The sequence below is a fragment of the Pseudomonas sp. KCJK9016 genome (assembly GCF_046231795.1).
In the GTDB taxonomy this organism is placed as follows: Bacteria; Pseudomonadota; Gammaproteobacteria; order Pseudomonadales; family Pseudomonadaceae; genus Aquipseudomonas; species Aquipseudomonas bananamidigenes.
Genome location: NZ_JBJJMM010000005.1, coordinates 67,540 through 84,357 on the forward strand (window position 1 = coordinate 67,540; position 16,818 = coordinate 84,357).

The 16,818-nt window shown below is 62.0% G+C and carries 15 protein-coding genes; 9 read left to right on the top strand and 6 right to left on the bottom strand.

Going from position 1 to position 16,818, the window contains the following annotated elements; all coding sequences use genetic code 11:
- Positions 1-31 precede the first annotated feature (31 nt).
- Complete coding sequence (locus tag ACK6BI_RS06365) at positions 32-2,944, bottom strand: aminotransferase (RefSeq protein ID WP_409316383.1); 2,913 nt, start codon at positions 2,942-2,944, stop codon at positions 32-34.
- 180 nt (positions 2,945-3,124) lie between these two features.
- Here ACK6BI_RS06365 and rfbC point away from each other — a divergent pair, with 180 nt between their 5' ends.
- From rfbC to ACK6BI_RS06385, 4 genes are read left to right on the top strand one after another with little or no spacing between them, the layout of a single operon-like run.
- Positions 3,125-3,670 (top strand): dTDP-4-dehydrorhamnose 3,5-epimerase, encoded by a 546-nt coding sequence (rfbC, locus tag ACK6BI_RS06370; RefSeq protein WP_409316384.1) that lies wholly within the window; start codon positions 3,125-3,127, stop codon positions 3,668-3,670.
- 52 nt (positions 3,671-3,722) lie between these two features.
- Positions 3,723-5,531 carry an ATP-binding protein gene (locus tag ACK6BI_RS06375; RefSeq protein WP_409316385.1) on the top strand — a complete coding sequence of 603 codons (1,809 nt, stop codon included), beginning with the start codon at positions 3,723-3,725 and terminating at the stop codon, positions 5,529-5,531.
- Positions 5,528-6,913 carry a sigma-54-dependent transcriptional regulator gene (locus ACK6BI_RS06380; protein WP_409316386.1) on the top strand — a complete coding sequence of 462 codons (1,386 nt, stop codon included), beginning with the start codon at positions 5,528-5,530 and terminating at the stop codon, positions 6,911-6,913. The genes ACK6BI_RS06375 and ACK6BI_RS06380 overlap by 4 nt, the downstream gene beginning before the upstream one ends.
- Positions 6,910-7,365, top strand: a complete 456-nt coding sequence (locus tag ACK6BI_RS06385) for a YiiD C-terminal domain-containing protein (RefSeq protein ID WP_409316387.1) — start codon at positions 6,910-6,912, stop codon at positions 7,363-7,365. Before ACK6BI_RS06380 ends, ACK6BI_RS06385 begins: the two co-directional genes overlap by 4 nt.
- A gap of 16 nt (positions 7,366-7,381) precedes the next feature.
- Here the strand turns inward: ACK6BI_RS06385 and cysQ are convergent, their stop codons facing one another.
- Both cysQ and nudE read right to left on the bottom strand, forming a co-directional pair.
- The gene (gene cysQ, locus ACK6BI_RS06390) at positions 7,382-8,215 is read right to left on the bottom strand and encodes a 3'(2'),5'-bisphosphate nucleotidase CysQ (protein ID WP_409316388.1); all 834 of its coding nucleotides are present in this window, start codon (positions 8,213-8,215) and stop codon (positions 7,382-7,384) included.
- A 5-nt stretch (positions 8,216-8,220) separates the two neighbouring features.
- On the bottom strand, positions 8,221-8,787 hold the full coding sequence (gene nudE / locus ACK6BI_RS06395) for an ADP compounds hydrolase NudE (RefSeq protein WP_065257777.1): 567 nt from the start codon (positions 8,785-8,787) through the stop codon (positions 8,221-8,223).
- An 88-nt stretch (positions 8,788-8,875) separates the two neighbouring features.
- Here nudE and yrfG point away from each other — a divergent pair, with 88 nt between their 5' ends.
- Positions 8,876-9,538 carry a GMP/IMP nucleotidase gene (gene yrfG, locus ACK6BI_RS06400; RefSeq protein WP_409316389.1) on the top strand — a complete coding sequence of 221 codons (663 nt, stop codon included), beginning with the start codon at positions 8,876-8,878 and terminating at the stop codon, positions 9,536-9,538.
- A 93-nt stretch (positions 9,539-9,631) separates the two neighbouring features.
- Here yrfG and lysM read toward each other — a convergent pair whose 3' ends face one another.
- Positions 9,632-10,072: a peptidoglycan-binding protein LysM gene (lysM, locus tag ACK6BI_RS06405; RefSeq protein ID WP_065257779.1), complete on the bottom strand. Its 441-nt coding sequence runs from the start codon at positions 10,070-10,072 to the stop codon at positions 9,632-9,634.
- A gap of 137 nt (positions 10,073-10,209) precedes the next feature.
- Between lysM and ACK6BI_RS06410 the strand changes: the two genes are divergently transcribed.
- The 4 genes from ACK6BI_RS06410 to ACK6BI_RS06425 all read left to right on the top strand — a co-directional run bounded on the left by ACK6BI_RS06410 (position 10,210) and on the right by ACK6BI_RS06425 (position 15,064).
- The gene (locus ACK6BI_RS06410) at positions 10,210-11,097 is read left to right on the top strand and encodes a LysR family transcriptional regulator (protein WP_409316390.1); all 888 of its coding nucleotides are present in this window, start codon (positions 10,210-10,212) and stop codon (positions 11,095-11,097) included.
- A 92-nt stretch (positions 11,098-11,189) separates the two neighbouring features.
- On the top strand, positions 11,190-12,029 hold the full coding sequence (gene fdhD, locus ACK6BI_RS06415) for a formate dehydrogenase accessory sulfurtransferase FdhD (protein ID WP_409316391.1): 840 nt from the start codon (positions 11,190-11,192) through the stop codon (positions 12,027-12,029).
- Positions 12,026-14,374 (top strand): FdhF/YdeP family oxidoreductase, encoded by a 2,349-nt coding sequence (locus ACK6BI_RS06420; RefSeq protein ID WP_409316392.1) that lies wholly within the window; start codon positions 12,026-12,028, stop codon positions 14,372-14,374. Before fdhD ends, ACK6BI_RS06420 begins: the two co-directional genes overlap by 4 nt.
- A 210-nt stretch (positions 14,375-14,584) precedes the next feature.
- Positions 14,585-15,064 (top strand): glycine zipper domain-containing protein, encoded by a 480-nt coding sequence (locus ACK6BI_RS06425; protein ID WP_409316393.1) that lies wholly within the window; start codon positions 14,585-14,587, stop codon positions 15,062-15,064.
- A gap of 64 nt (positions 15,065-15,128) precedes the next feature.
- Here ACK6BI_RS06425 and ACK6BI_RS06430 read toward each other — a convergent pair whose 3' ends face one another.
- Positions 15,129-15,560, bottom strand: coding sequence for an acyl-CoA thioesterase (locus tag ACK6BI_RS06430; RefSeq protein WP_409316394.1), 432 nt, complete (start codon positions 15,558-15,560; stop codon positions 15,129-15,131).
- A gap of 31 nt (positions 15,561-15,591) precedes the next feature.
- Positions 15,592-16,815: a 3-hydroxyacyl-CoA dehydrogenase NAD-binding domain-containing protein gene (locus ACK6BI_RS06435; RefSeq protein WP_409316395.1), complete on the bottom strand. Its 1,224-nt coding sequence runs from the start codon at positions 16,813-16,815 to the stop codon at positions 15,592-15,594.
- Between the last annotated feature and the right edge of the window lie 3 nt (positions 16,816-16,818).

The window sequence follows — 16,818 nt, forward strand, 5'->3', positions numbered from 1 at the left end:
AGAAATCGGCATTAATCGGCCCCCCACAGGCTCAGAGGCCTTCTTCCAGCACCTTCGACAGCATGTCGACAAAGAAATCCACGCTTTGGCGCGAAGTGACCATCGGCGGTTTGATCTTGAGAATGTTCAAGTCATCGCCGGTCGGCTGCATGAAGATTCCCAACTCCCGCAGACGATCGCACAGCAACGTGGTTTCTTCGGTTGCAGGTTCGAGTGTCTGCCGATTACGGATCAGCTCGACCCCCAGATAGAACCCCGAACCGTGCACTGCGCCGACCAGCGGATGTTTATCGATCAACGCCTCCAGCCGCTGCTTGAAGTGCCCGCCGACGACCTGGGCGTTTTCCCAGAGCTTTTCTTCTTCCATGACATCCAGCACCGCCATGCCGATCTGGCAGCTCACCGGGCTGCCGCCGGCGGACGAGAAGAAGTAACCCTCGGCCTCCAGCGCTTCGGCGATTTCCCGACGGGTGATCACCGCGCCCAGCGGCTGGCCATTACCCATGCCTTTGGCCATGGTGATGATGTCCGGTACCACACCTTGCTCTTCGAAGCCCCAGAAAAAGTGGCCCATACGGCCGTAACCGACCTGCACCTCGTCGGCGATGCACACGCCGCCACGGGCCCGCACCAGTTCATAGACCTTTTTCAGATAGCCCGGCGGCAGCGAGATCCCGCCTGCATTGCCGTAGACCGGCTCGCAGATGAACCCGGCCAGTTGCCGTTTCTGTTCGTCGATTTTGGCCAGGTTGTGTTCGACGCTGCGCACATAGTCCGGTGCCGAATCGAGGCCACGGAATTCACCCCGATAGATGTTCGGTGCGGTCACCGGGTGCACCCAGTCCGGGCGGCTGCTCAGTGCCTGCGGGTTGTCGGCGATCGAGGTCGACACCGCATCCGCGCCGACCGTCCAGCCGTGATAGGCCTCGAGCACGCTGAGCATGTCGCGCCCGCCGCTGTAGGCCCAGGCCAGACGGATTGCCAGATCATTGGCCTCGCTGCCGCTGTTGACCAGGAACACCCGGTCCATACCTTCCGGCGCCAGTTTCAGCAAACGCTCGGAAAACTCGGCGACCGCTGCATAGTTGAACCGCGAATTGGTGTTGAGCAGCGACCACTGTCGGCTCGCGACCGCCGCCATGCGCGGATGACCATGCCCAAGCACCGCGACGTTGTTGAGCATGTCGAGGTAGGAGCGGCCCTGCATGTCGATCAGGTGATTGCGCCAGCCGCGCTCGATACGCGGCGGATCGACGTAATAGTGTTTTTGAGTGCGGGCGAAGCTGGCGTCGCGGCGCGCCAGCAGGGTTTTCGCGTCCAGTTCCGGCTCGGCGTCGCAGGCCAGGCCCAGCAGTGCTGCCGGCGAAGGGGACAGCACCTGCCACGCCGGCGCGCGGGTCGGCGTACAGAACAGCGGGGCCTCCAGATGCGCATCGCGGACCAGTTGCACAATCAACGGGCCGTCCACCGATCCCAGCACCTGGCCTTTGACCAGCGCCGCACCGCCATGCAACGACGGCGTCACGCCCCGCAAACACAGGCTCAGTTGCGGGCCGTCGAGTCGCAGCGCACCGTCGGCCGAAAGATGCAGCACGCCGGCAAACGGCGCTTCGACCGCTGTCCCTTGAGGTACGCGCAACTCAACGTGCAGCGGGAACGTCTCGGGCTCATCGGCGCTGTCAGGCCGGGTCCGGGACAAACGGTATTGCCCGTATCGACTGGCAGCCAGACCGTGAATGGCGGCTGCCTCGTTCAACAGACGTTGATCGATTCCCGGTTGCTCCCAGTTACCGGCCTCGAAGTGCGCGCTCAATACACCCAGATCAATCAGCGCGAACTCGCGCCCGACCAGACCCGGCAACAACGGTGCGAAACCTTCACCGTCGATGGCCGGCAATACCTGCCCCACCGCCGAGAGAATCGCCGCCTCCATCAGCGCCAGTGGCACCGATGTGGCAACCCGGAAAATCTCCCACTCATGAGTAAGATTGTCGCCGCTGTAGGTATTGCCCGGGTCGATGCTGACCTGTTGCTCGCCACTGAGCACCAGCACCGCCGCCCGCATCACGATCAGCGGCCACAGCGCCTGCAATTCTTCGTGTTGCAGCGGATTGACCGCGTGATAGGCCTGCACCGCCGGCAGGATCACGAACGGATCGCCCCCGGCGTGATGCAGCAACGCCGCGCAGGTAACCGACAGATCGGTGATGCGCCAGGTGCGGACCAGATCACCGAAATCGATGACACCCTGCAACTGCCAGTGGCGCCGGGCATCACGCTGCCAGACCACGTTGTCATCGGTGATGTCCATGTGGATCGCCTGCACCGGCAGTTTTTCCAGCAACGGTTGCAGACGGCGCCCGGCCTGCTGCGCGGCTTCGGCGATCAGTGCGCGCTGGTGCTGATCCTCGATCACCGGCAGCAGATGCTCGATCAGTGCGCTGGCGTGGCGCGCGTCCCACTGCAAGGTGCGTTCAAGTCCCGGATGGTCGAACCCGGTCAGGGCCAGGTCCATTTCGCCGCAGAGCCGGCCGAATCCGGCGACGACTTCGTGGCCAAGATGATCGAGCGCGGTCAGCGGCTGACCTTCGATGTAATCGAGCAGCCGCACGTGCACCGCTTCACCGCCGATCTCCAGCGACAACAGGTCCTGGCCGTCGTTGGCCGGGATGACCCGGGGAACGTGGACATCGCAGTGTTCGGCCAGATACTTCAGGCCCGCATGCTGAGCCTGCAACTCCACCAGCGAATAATCGCCCCGGCAGATCTTCAGCACGAACCGTCCACGCTCACTGTCCACGCGATAGTTGAGATCCTGCTGGCTGCCCAGTGCCTGCAACGTGCCGTTCAAGCCGTAATACTGCTCCAGCACATGCAGCGCCTGCTCGGCGGTGACCTGTGGGCCGGGAAGACTGGCGCGATGAATCAACGTGGCGAACGACATGGAACGACCCCTGAAATTTTATTAGGCGCCTATATCGCCACTGCTTCGGGGGATAAGCAACCCCCCGACCATCCGTCCCCCGCGCCGTGTGCGTCGGGCGTATTTGCAAGTCTGCACTCGCGCCCACCGGCACTTTGCGCAAGAATGTCGGCCATTCACATCAGCCACTGGAAAATTTTCATGAATGTAATCACCACCGACCTGCCCGGTGTTCTGATCATCGAACCCAAGGTATTTGGTGACGAACGCGGTTTCTTTTACGAAAGCTTCAACGCCAAGGCTTTTCAGGACGCGACCGGCCTGAATACACAATTTGTCCAGGATAACCATTCCCGCTCGCAAAAGGGCGTCCTGCGTGGCTTGCATTACCAGTTGGAAAACACCCAGGGCAAACTGGTCCGCGTCACGGCCGGTGAAGTGCTCGACGTGGCCGTCGATATCCGTCGCAGCTCGTCGCACTTCGGCAAATGGGTTGCCGTACGTCTGTCCGCCGACAATCACCGTCAGTTGTGGGTGCCGGAAGGCTTCGCCCATGGTTTCGTGGTTCTGAGCGAATTCGCCGAATTCCTTTACAAGACCACCGATTACTACACCCCATCCGCCGAGCGCAGCATTCGCTGGGACGACCCGGATCTGGGCATCGACTGGCAACTGGACGAAGCACCGAAACTGTCCGCCAAGGATCAGGCAGCGGCCTTGCTCAAGGATGCCGACGTCTTTTCCTGAAGTGCTTCAGGCCTAGGCATAATGCGCCTGTATCCACAGGCGCCCGATGCTCATGACTCCGACCCTCCCCCGCCGCCCCCGCTGGCGCAGCCTCGCCTTGTTGGCCCTTTGTCTGGCCCCGTTGCTGTGGCCGCTGCAGCATCTGGCCGAACGCTATTACCGCAGCGAACTCATTGGTCAGAATCGCCAGACCCTCGACCTCTACGTCGCCAACCTGCTGGGCACCCTGCATCGCTACGAAGTGCTGCCTCAGATCCTCGGCGACCTGCCGGCCCTGCGGGCGGTCATCGGTGCACCGGACGATGGTGTCACACAGGGCAACGCCAATCGCCTGCTGAAAAACATTGCCGCCCAGACCGGCGCCGAAGTCATGTACCTGATGGATACCAGCGGCAAGACGCTGGCAGCCTCGAACTGGGACAAGCATGACAGTTTCGTCGGGCGCAACTTCTCGTTCCGGCCCTACTTCAACGAGGCGATGGCCGGGCGGCTGGGGCGCTTCTTCGGCCTTGGCACGACGTCCGCCAAGCGCGGCTACTTCTTTGCGGCGGCCGTGCGCAACGGTGAAAAAATCATTGGCGTACTGGTCATCAAGGTCGATCTGGACCACACCGAAAGCCTGTGGGGCAAAACCCCGGAGCAATTGCTGGTAACCGACCACAATGGCGTGGTCATCCTTACGTCACGCCCGGAATGGCGATTCCGCTCGACTCGCCCGTTGAACGACGACGAACGGTCGGCGATCACTGCCATACAACCGTATCCGACCCGTTCGCCGCGCCCGCTGAATCTCAGCCCGACCGCCTGGCTGACCCAGACCCGGGAAATCGAAGAAACCGGCTGGAGCGTCAGTATTCTTGCTCCGCGCACCTTGATCGACCGTCCGGTACGCACCGTTGTGGCTGTCGGCGGCGCCACGCTGCTGGTGGTGATGCTGTTGCTGGGACTGTTGATGCAGCGCCGCCGCCACTATCTGGAACGGATCGCCTTCGAAGCCAAGGCACGGCGTGAACTTGAAGGTCGGGTCGCCGAACGCACCAGCGATCTGGAGGGGCTAAACCGGCGTTTGAAACAGGAAGTGCTGGAACGCGAACAAGCCCAGCAGGAACTGGTGCGTGCCCAGGACGATCTGGTACAGGCCGGCAAACTGTCGGCACTGGGCACCATGTCGGCAAGCATCAGCCACGAGCTCAATCAACCACTGGCGGCGATCCGCAGTTATGCGGAAAACGCCGAAGTGCTGCTCGATCATCAGCGCACCGATGACGCTCGCGGCAACCTCAAACTGATCAGTGAACTGACCGGGCGCATGGCCTCGATCATCGCTCACCTGCGCGCCTTCGCCCGCCGTGATCGCCATGCCCCGGAAAGCGTGGCCCTGCAGCCGGCGCTGGACGATGCCCTGGCATTGCTGGCCAAACGGCGCCGGAGCATGGACGTCGAGCTGATCCGCGATCTGCCCGCCGCAACGCTGTGGGTCGAGGCCGGGGAAACCCGGTTGCGTCAGGTCCTTGGCAATCTGTTGGCCAACGCCCTCGATGCCCTGACCGAGAAAGGTCCACCGCGCAAATTGTGGCTGAGTGCCGAATCCACCGGAGAAGGCGTCAATCTGTACATTCGCGACAACGGCCCTGGCTTCTGCATGGAAGCGCTGGGCCGCGCCAGCGAGCCGTTTTACACCACCAAGACCCGCACTCAGGGGCTGGGGCTGGGTCTGGCCATTTGCGAAACCCTGATGCGCGCCTTCGGCGGTGAACTGTCATTCGCCAACCACAAGCAAGGTGGCGCCTTGATTACCCTGCGGCTGCGCGCCGGCGCGCCCGGAGTCAGCCTGCAACCGTCCGAGGATCGAAGTGCATGACCATCGACAACCGCATTCAGGTGGTGCTGATCGACGACGATCCGCACCTGCGTCAGGCCCTGTGCCAGACGCTGGATCTGGCCGGTCTGAAAATCCTTCCGCTGTCCGAAGCCAAGGGGCTGGCCGCGCAACTGGAGCGTGACTGGCCGGGGGTGGTGGTCAGCGACATCCGCATGCCCGGCATGGACGGTCTTGAGTTATTGAACGAACTGCACGCTCAGGATCCCGAACTCCCCGTGCTGTTGATCACCGGACATGGCGATGTACCGTTGGCCGTGCAGGCCATGCGCGCCGGAGCCTACGATTTCCTCGAAAAGCCCTTCGCCAGCGACGCCCTGCTCGACAGCGTGCGCCGCGCACTGGCCCTGCGGCGCCTGGTGCTGGACAACCGCAGCCTGCGCATGGCCCTGAGCGACCGCAATGAACTGAGCGCGCGACTGGTCGGCCAGTCGCCCCCGATGGCGCGCCTGCGCGAGCAGATCGGCGCGCTGGCCGCGACCAAGGCTGACGTCCTGATCCTCGGCGAAACCGGTGCCGGCAAAGAAGTCGTGGCCCGTGCCCTGCACGACCTGTCGAGCCGGCGTAACGGCCCGTTCGTGGCGATCAATGCCGGCGCGCTGGCCGAGTCGGTGGTCGAAAGCGAGCTGTTCGGCCACGAGCCCGGCGCCTTCACCGGCGCGCAGAAGCGCCGGATCGGCAAGTTCGAATTCGCCAATGGCGGCACGCTGTTTCTCGATGAAATCGAGAGCATGAGCATGGACGTGCAGGTCAAACTGCTGCGCATGCTGCAGGAGCGGGTCGTCGAACGCCTGGGCGGTAATCAGTTGATCCCGCTGGATATACGCGTCATCGCTGCGACCAAGGAAGACCTGCGCCAGGCCGCCGACCAGGGCCGCTTCCGCGCAGACCTGTATTACCGGCTCAACGTGGCACCGCTGCGTATTCCGCCGCTGCGCGAACGGGGTGAGGACGTTCTGGTGCTGTTCCAGCACTATGCCGACGAAGCCAGCGCCCGACACGGTTTGCCGCCCCATGAACTGCAACCGGCGCAACGGGCGTTGCTGCTGCGCCACACATGGCCGGGCAATGTGCGGGAATTGCAGAACGCCGCGGAGCGTTTCGCCCTTGGCCTGGAACTGGCGCTCGATAACGCTCAGCCAGAGGGTGCCAGCCTGACCACCGAAGTCACGAGCGCGGGCCTCAGCGAACAGGTGGAAAATTTCGAAAAATCATTGATTGCCGCCGAACTGGCCCGCTCGCACAGTTCGGTGCGCAGTCTCGCCGAAGCGCTGGGCATTCCGCGCAAGACCCTGCACGACAAACTGCGCAAGCATGGACTGAACTTCGCTGACAGCAGCAACCATGGAGACGAATCCGAATGAAGCACGACAGCCAATATCTTGAATCCGTCCTCCATCACGACATCCCGCTGACCCGGGACATGGGCCTCAAGGTGCTCGACTGGCATGAACAGCAACTGCGCCTGCACTTGCCGCTTGAGGCCAACGTCAATCACAAGAGCACCATGTTCGGCGGCAGTCTGTATTGCGGCGCGGTGCTGGCGGGTTGGGGCTGGCTGCATCTGCGCTTGAAGGAGGAAGGCATCACCGACGGGCACATCGTGATCCAGGAGGGACAGATCAGTTATCCGTTGCCGGTGACCGGCGATGCCATCGCGATTTGTCCGGCGCCGGATGCAGCCGTATGGAAGAAATTTCTGGCGATGTATCAGCGTTACGGGCGGGCTCGATTGACCCTGCAGACACGGATCGTCAATGCGGGCAGCGATGAGGATGCGGTGACCTTCAGCGGGCAGTACGTGCTGCACCGCTGAGGATATGGAAATGGGCTCAGGAGCGGGCCAGTTCCAGCAGTTTCGAACGCCACGCCGCTTTTGCCGGCAGCGCCAAAAAGAACTCGTTCAGCAGTGACTCCCGCGCCGGGTAGCAGAACGCTTCACCGTTCAAACCCAGCACCTCGCCACCCGCGCCTTCCAGCACGCCTTGCGCCGCCGCCGTGTCCCACTGGGAGGTCGGCGCCAGTCGCGGATAACAATCCGCCGCTCCTTCGGCCAGCAGGCAGAATTTCAGCGAACTGCCGATGTTGGCCAGTTGCAACTCGCCGAGGCTTGCGCTCAAACCGGCCAGCAGGCGTTCCTGTTCCGGGCTGGAATGACGGCGGCTGGCGACCACAGTAAATGCTTCGCCAGGGCCAGGCACGTCACGCACCTGAATCGCCACCGGCGTGCCGCCCGTATCGCCCCGCCAGGCACCCAGCCCGGCACCGCCGACGTAGAAGCGTCCATTGGTCGGCATCGAAACCACCCCGAACACCACGCGGCCATTTTCGATCAAGGCGATGTTCACGGTGAACTCTTCGCTACCGCTGATGAATTCCTTGGTGCCATCCAGCGGATCCACCAGCCACCAGCGCTGCCAGCCGGCGCGCACGCTTTGCGGGATGCCGGCGTCCTCTTCGGACAACACCGGGATACTCGGGTCCAGGGCCGTCAGGCCGGCGACAATCACATGATGCGCGGCGATGTCCGCCGCGGTCACCGGCGAATTATCGGACTTGGCGGTGACCGCCACATCGGCGCGCCAGAACGGCAGGATCGCCTCGCCGGCCCGCAACGCCAGCTCAACCACCGGTGCCATCATCGGATGGGGAAAAATCATTGACATCTCACTCATGACTGGAAAAAGCCGCGCTGGGTCAGCAGATCGCGGGCCAGGTACAACGCCGCCAGGGCACGACCTTCGGAAAATTGCGGATTTTGAGCCAATGAAGAGAGATCCCGCAGGTTGACCTTGTCCACCCGCATCGGCTCCGGTTCATCGCCTTCCAGTCGCTCTTCGTACAGATCGCTGGCCAGCACCACCTGGATTTTCTGACTCATATAGCCGGGGGACAACGATAACTCGGTCAGGTGCTCCAGTTGCCGCGCACCAAAGCCTGCCTCTTCCTTGAGCTCACGCTCGGCCGCCGCCAGCACATCCTCGCCCGGTTCGATCAGACCTTTGGGCAAGGACAGTTCGTACTCGTCGGTACCGCCGCAGTACTCCTCGACCAGCACTGCGTGCTCGGCATCGAGCATGGCCACGATCATCACTGCGCCATAACCTGCGCCCTTGCCCACCAGCCGCTCGTAAGTGCGCTCCACGCCGTTGGAAAAGCGCAACTTCAGCTCTTCGACGCAGAACAGACGACTGGTGGCGACGATTTCCCGGGCAAGTACGGTTGGTTTCTGGCGCATGCAAAGCTCCTTGGCGTGAACGCGCTACTATAACGCGGCTTTTCCGATAGTTTGCGTCGGATATCTTTCTACCGTTCGAGACGTTGCCATGCCTTCATTACCGTGGTCCGACATCGATACCGTTCTGCTGGACATGGACGGTACGTTGCTGGATCTGCACTTCGACAACCACTTCTGGCTGGAACACCTGCCGCAGCGCTATGCCGAACTGCACGGTGTGAGCCGAGCCATGGCGGAAATGGAGTTGCAGCCGTTGTTCGAACGCCATGCCGGTCAATTACAGTGGTATTGCCTGGATTTCTGGAGCGCGGAGTTGAAGCTGTCAGTACGCGAACTCAAGCTGGAAACCGCCCATCTGATTGCCCTGCGCCCCGATGCCGACACCTTTCTCGCTGCGATCACCCGTGCCGGAAAACGCGTGGTGATGATCACCAACGCGCACCGCGATTCGTTGTCGCTGAAACTGGAGCGGGTTGAACTGGCGCCGTACTTCGAGCGGTTGATCAGTTCCCACGATTACGGTTTCCCCAAAGAAAACCCGCAGTTCTGGGATGCTTTGCAGGCCGACATCGGTTTCGATCCGGCACGCAGCCTGTTCATCGACGACACCTTGCCGATCCTGCGCAGTGCACGGGATTACGGCGTAGCGCATTTGTTGGCGGTGAAGGAACCGGACAGTCGCAAGGGGCCGAAGGACACGGCGGAGTTCGCGGCGGTCGAAGATTATCGGGATTTGATCAAAGGACTTTAGACCGCGCGGACTTCATCGCGAGCAGGCTCGCTCCCACAATGGAAATGCATGCCTATGTGGGAGCGAGCCTGCTCGCGATTGCGGTTTCGAAGGTTAATCAGGAATACGCAGCGTCTGCCCCGGATAGATCTTGTTCACATCCTTGAGCATTGGCTTGTTGGCCTCAAAGATCTTGTTGTACTGGTTGGCATTGCCGTACACCGCCAAAGAAATCGCGCTGAGGGTGTCGCCCTTTTTCACCACCACAAAGCGTGCGGCGGCCACCACTGGCCCGGTCACGGTGATCTGGTCATCGACACTGCCCACGCCCTCGATATTGCCGACAGCCAACAGAATCTTTTCTTTCTCTTCCTGGCTCGCCACCTCGCCGGTGACCGTCACCTTGTCGCCATCCACAGTGGCCTGGACGTTCGGGTTACCCAACCCGACCTTGCTGATGTGTTCCTTCAATTGCTCGCTGGCATTGGCATTGCCGGGGGTCAGCAGATCGATCAGTTTCTCACCTGCTTCTTTTACAAAACTCAAAAGACTCATGGCGCACACTCCTTGATTTAAGTTCCAGACGCCCAAGCCTAGACCACCCCGAACCCCACCGGTTCCGGCCCGACCAATGACCCTGCCCCCGCGCAAGCGGTAGAATCGCCCACCCTTGCCAGCGCCCCGGAGCGAAGATGGACATCAAGCAGCTGAAATTCCTCATCGCCCTCGACGAAACCCGCCACTTCGGCCAGGCCGCCGCCCGCTGCCACATCACTCAGCCGACCTTGTCGATGCGCCTGCGCAGCCTCGAAGAAGAACTCGATCTGCCGCTGGTCAATCGCGGCCAGCGCTTCGAAGGTTTCACCGCACCGGGCGAGCGGGTGCTGGCCTGGGCGCGCACGGTGCTGGCGGCCTATGACGGCCTGCAGGCGGAAGCGGCGGCCTGTCGCGGCAACCTGATCGGCACCTTGCGCCTGGGTGTGGTCCCGCTGTCGAGTTTCGATCCGCTGCCGCTGATGCAACGCCTGCACGCTGCACACCCGGAACTGCGCTTCGAACTGTCGGCGCTGAGTTCCGAACAGATCCTCGAACAACTGGCGGACAACCGCATCGACCTCGGGGTGTCGTATCTGGATCGTCTCGACAACGAACGTTTCGAATCACTGGCGTTCGACGAAACCCGCATGGGCCTGTTGTATGACCAGCGCTCCTTCAGCTTCGGCGAGGCGCCACTGAGCTGGCAGGCGCTGATCGAACTGCCGCTGGGCATGCTCACCAGCGGCATGCATTTTCGCCAGTCCATCGACCACAACTTCCATAGTCGGGGCCTGACACCGCGACCGCTGTTGCAGACCGACGCCGTGCACCAATTGTTACAAGCCGTGCATGGAGGATTCTGCTGCGCGATCATGCCGCTGGACGGCGGCCTCGAAAGCCTCACCGATCACCTGCGCCTGCAACCGATCGAAAACGCCCAGACCCTGGCCCGACTGGGCCTGATCATGCGCCGCGGCGCTCCGCGTTCGGCGCTGGCCGAGGCCTGCTTCGCGCTTTATCAGAAATCGCCGGCAGCCGCTTGATCGACGGCATCTATCGATAGATCGACACTAGCGATTAGACGCGACAAGTTGCCGCGCCTAGTCTTAACGTTGATCAATCCGTCGGTGATGCCATGAACGCCAAGCGCCCGGCCTGCGCGGCGCCTGCACTCGAAACGCCCGCGCCCGCCGCCAGTCAGACCTACAGCTACAGCGACCTGCCTCTGGCGGAGTCGGCCAGCACCGCGCTGGCCGAGGAAGTTGCACTGGCGATTGCCTACAACGGCATCAGCCAGGCCGTGATGCTGGTGACGCCGACCGACCTCGAAGACTTCATCGTCGGCTTCAGCCTCGGCAGCGGCATCATCGAAGACGCCACCGACATCTACGACCTGCAACTGACCGGGTCGGGCTCGGCGCAATACGCACAGGTGACCATCGCCAACCGCGCGTTCTGGAATCTCAAGCAACAGCGTCGGCAACTGGCCGGCACCAGCGGCTGCGGCTTGTGCGGCGTGGAAGCGGTGGAGCAGGCACTGCCCGATCTCAAGGTCTTGCCCGGCGCCCCTTTGCCGCCGGTCGAATGGCTCGACGGTCTGCGCCAACGCATCGGCGCCTTCCAGCCACTGGGCCAGCATTGCGGTGCGGTCCATGCGGCGGTGTTCATGAATGCCAGTGGCGAATTGCTGCTGGGCCGTGAAGACATCGGCAGGCACAACGCCCTCGACAAACTGATCGGCGGCCTGGTCCGGCAAAAGATATCCACAACCGGCGGTCTGGCGATTGTCACCAGCCGCTGCAGTCTCGAACTGATTCAGAAAGTCCTGCGCGCCGGGATCCAGACCCTCGTCAGCCTGTCAGCCCCCACCGGCCTCGCCGTGCAGTGGGCCCGTCGTCATAACCTCAATCTCATCCACCTGCCGCAGAAGAACGCGCCGCGGGTGTATAGCCCGGAAATGGAGAAACGCCCGTGAGCCAACACCATCAAGCCGACCAGAAACCCGTCCCGCGCTACAAGCCTTACAAGGGCCCTGCCGGTGGCTGGGGCGCACTGATCAGCGTGGCCCAGGCGTGGTTGACCAGCGACAACGCGCTGAAAAACCTGCGCATGATGCTCAAGACCAACCAGAACGGCGGCTTTGACTGCCCGGGCTGCGCCTGGGGCGATTCGCCGGAAAGCGGCATGGTGAAATTCTGCGAGAACGGCGCCAAAGCGGTGAACTGGGAAGCGACCAAGCGCCGGGTGGACGGCAAGTTCTTCGCCAAACACAGCGTTACTGCTTTGCTGGAACAGAGTGACTATTGGCTCGAGTATCAAGGTCGCCTGACCGAGCCGGTGGTGTATGACGCTGAAACCGATCGCTACAAACCGATCAGCTGGGACGATGCCTACGCCTTGATCGGCAAGCACCTGCGAGCCCTGTCGAGCCCGGATCAGGCCGAGTTCTACACCTCGGGCCGCGCCAGCAATGAAGCGGCTTATTTGTATCAATTGTTCGTGCGTGCTTTCGGCACCAACAATTTCCCCGACTGCTCGAACATGTGCCACGAGGCCAGCGGCGTAGCACTGGCGCAAAGCGTCGGTGTCGGCAAGGGCACCGTGACCTTTGACGACTTCGAACACGCCGACGCAATTTTCGTCTGGGGCCAGAATCCCGGCACCAACCACCCACGCATGCTCGAACCGCTGCGTGAAGCGGTGAAACGCGGTGCTCAAGTGGTGTGTATCAACCCGCTGAAAGAGCGCGGCCTGGAACGTTTCCAGCACCCGCAGCACCCGATCGAAATGCTCACCAACGGCGACAAACCCACCAACACCGCGTATTTCCGCCCGGCGCTGGGTGGCGACATGGCGGTGCTGCGCGGTATGGCCAAGTTCCTGCTGCAATGGGAACGCGATGCGCAGAAGGCAGGCGCGCCGGCGGTGTTCGATCACGACTTCCTCAATGAACACAGCGTCAACGTGCTGGAGTATCTCGGTGTCGTCGATGACACGCCGTGGGAGCAGATCGTCGCTCAGTCCGGTCTGACTCTGGTGGAAATCGAGCAGGCGGCGCGCATGTATGCCAAAGGCAAGAACGTGATCATGTGCTGGGCGATGGGCATCACCCAGCACCGCCACTCGGTACCGACCATCCAGGAAATCGCCAACCTGATGCTGCTGCGCGGCAACATCGGCAAGCCCGGCGCCGGCCTGTGCCCGGTGCGCGGTCACAGCAACGTGCAGGGCGACCGCACCATGGGCATCAACGAGCGCCCGCCGGTGGCGTTCCTCGATTCCCTGGAGCGTCGCTTCCAGTTCAAGGTGCCGCGTCACAACGGGCACAACGTGGTCGAAGCGATTCACGCGATGGCCGAAGGTCGCGCCAAGGTGTTCATCGGTCTGGGCGGCAACTTCGCCCAGGCTACACCGGACAGCCCGCGCACCTTCCAGGCCCTGCGCAACTGCGACCTGACCGTGCAGATCAGCACCAAGCTCAACCGCAGCCACCTCGCCCACGGCAAGGACGCATTGATCCTGCCGTGCCTGGGTCGTACCGACATCGACATCCAGGCCGAAGGCCCACAGGCCGTCACCGTGGAAGACTCGTTCAGCATGGTGCACGCCTCCAACGGGCAGTTGCAGCCGCTGTCGAACCAGATGCGCTCGGAGCCGTCGATCATCGCCGGCATCGCCGCGGCTACCCTGGGCAGCAAACCGGTGGACTGGAACTGGCTGGTAGCCGACTACCGGCGCATCCGCGAACTGATCGCCGACACCATCCCGGGCTTCAAGGACTTCAACGAGAAGGTCAAGAACCCGGGTGGGTTTTACCTCGGCAACAGCGCTGGCGCGCGCAAGTGGAATACGACTTCGGGTCGGGCCAACTTCAAGCCGAACATGCTGCCCAAGGACCTGATCCACGAACGCACCCGCGCCACCGGCAAATTGCCGGATCTGATCCTGCAATCGATGCGCTCCCACGATCAATACAACACCACGATCTACGGTCTCGACGACCGTTATCGCGGAGTCAAGGGACAGCGCGATGTGTTGTTCGCCAACGAAGCGGACATCATCCGGCTCGGCTTCAAGCCTGGCCAGAAAGCCGACATCGTGTCGCTGTGGGAAGATGGCCGCGAGCGTCGGGTGAAAGGCTTCACGTTGCTGGCGTTCGACATTCCGGCGGGACAGGCAGCGGCCTATTACCCTGAGGTGAACCCGCTGGTGCCACTGGAAAGCACCGGGGATGGCAGCCATACGCCAACGTCGAAGTTCATCGCGATCAGGCTGGAAGCGGCGAGCGAGAACGGATTGATCATGGCCAGATCGGCCTGACGGCAACTTTGTCAGCGCCCACAAAAAAGGCCGCTTTTGCATAAAAGCGGCCTTTGTGAAGTAGCTAAAGACCGGCCAAAATCGGTTAAGTTCCGTCCATAAATCAGTAACTTGCATAATTGTATACAAGTCGTGCTATTCGTCGGATTTCGATTGTCAGCCTTGTTACACAGCCTCAGGATCGCGCCGTCATCCCTTTGAGGCTCCTCTATGAAGTTCTCCCAGATTCTCTTGTTGTCCCTCGGCCTGGTCAGTGGCTTCGCCTCTGCCGGAGGCACCACCGAAGCCGGTGTGGGCGGCGCATTGGGCGGGGTTCTTGGCTCGGTCGTCGGTCAATCCTTGGGCGGCAGCACAGGTTCAACCATTGGCGCGGCACTTGGCGGCGCGGGTGGCAGCGCGGTTGGCGCCAACAAACACAGCCGTGGCGAAGCCGCCATTGGCGGTGCATTGGGCGCAGCCGGCGGTAACGTGGTCGGCCGCAGCATGGGCGGCACCACCGGCAGCCTGATCGGCGCCGCAGCCGGTGGCGGCGCCGGCGGCGCGTTGGGCAACTACATGGGCAACGAGAGCAATCGCGAAGACCGTTATTACGATCGCGGTCGTGATGATCGTCGCTACTACCGTGACCATCACCCGGGTCGCGGCCATGCCTACGGTCATCGCAAGCACCACCGCTACTATCGCGACTGAGGCCGGACCTCGTTGCAGGCAAAGCCGGATCGCAGCTCCCCCGAGCTGCGATTTTTTTTGCCTTTCAAACCGCCAGACGCTCCAGTGCCTGACGCAAACCGGCCGGAATGGCCACCGGCTGGTTCGACGCCCGATCAACGAACACATGCACGAAGCGCCCCGCCGCACAGGCTTCATGTTCGCCAGCCTTGAACACGGCCAACTCATATTGCACTGAACTGTTGCCCAGTTTGCCGACCCGCAAACCGACTTCGATCAGGTCCGGGAATGCAATCGAGGCGAAGTAATCGCAAGAAGAACTCACGACAAACCCCACCACTTCGCCGTCGTGAATATCCAGCCCACCGACCTGGATCAGGTAGGTGTTAACGGCGGTATCGAAAAAGCTGTAGTACGTGACGTTGTTGACGTGGCCATAGACATCGTTGTCGTGCCAGCGCGTGGTGATCGGCTGGAAATGCGGGTAATCGGTGCGTTGTGGCATCGGGTTGGACATCAGTGTCTATTCCTTGAGTGATCGGCCCAGTCTAAAGGTAAAAACCCTTGCCTCGCGCCGCCAGCTCGCCAATCAATTGCGCCGGTCGCCACTGATCCCCCTGGCGGGTCTCCAGCGCCAGCAACCGCTTATGAATGTCGGCCAGCCCCTGGTCGTCCGCCCAGGCCATCGGCCCGCCCCTCTGCGCCGGGAAACCATAGCCGTTCAGGTACACCTGATCGATGTCGTGGGCCGAATCGGCAATCCCTTCCTGCAGGATCTTTGCACCCTCGTTGACCAAGGCCAGAAGACAGCGTTCGAGGATTTCCTCGGAGCCGATCTCACGGCGATGAAACCCCAGACCTTCGCTGACACTCAATACCAGTGCATCCACCTCGGGATCGTGCTCGGCCTGGCGACTGCCCGGTTCGTAGTGGTAGTAACCGTTACCGGATTTCTGTCCGAATCGCCCCAGCTCGCACAGTCGGTTATCCACTTGAACCTCCGGCGCGTCCTGTCCTTTGCCGGCCAACTCCCTGGCACGCCACTCCAGATCGATGCCGACCACGTCGTACATGCGAAACGGCCCCATGGCAAAGCCGAAGCCCTGCAACGTCGCATCGATCTGCTGCGGCCAGGCCCCTTCGAGCAGCATCTTGCGCGCCTCCAGCACATAAGGGTGAAGCATGCGATTACCGATGAACCCGTGACAGTTGCCCGACACCACGCTGACCTTGCCCATTCGTTTGCCCAGTTCAAGCGCAGCTTCCAGCACCGCTGGCGAGGTTTGCGCACCACGGACGATTTCCAGCAGTTTCATGATGTGCGCCGGGCTGAAGAAATGCAGGCCCAGCACTTGAGTCGGGCGGCGGGTCGCAGCGGCGATGGCATCGATGTCCAGCGCCGAAGTGTTGCTCGCCATCAGGGCCTCGGGCTTAAGCACGCCATCGAGCTCACGAAAGATCTTTTGCTTGAGCTCAAGATTCTCGTACACCGCTTCAATCACCAGATCGACATTTCGGATCGCCGCGTAATCGGCTGCAGCACTGACCTGTGCGATTCGCCTGTCGGCCTCCGCCTGATCGATCCGCCCCTGACGCACGTTGTGTGCATAGGTATCGGCCACTGCCTCCAGCGCCTGCTCAAGCATTTGCGGATTGTTGTCGACCCATTGCACTGACACGCCGGCTTTGACCAGGCACATGACAATGCCGCGCCCCATGGTGCCGGCGCCGATCACAGCGGCCTGGCGGATTTCGAAGGATGTCTGGCTCATGTT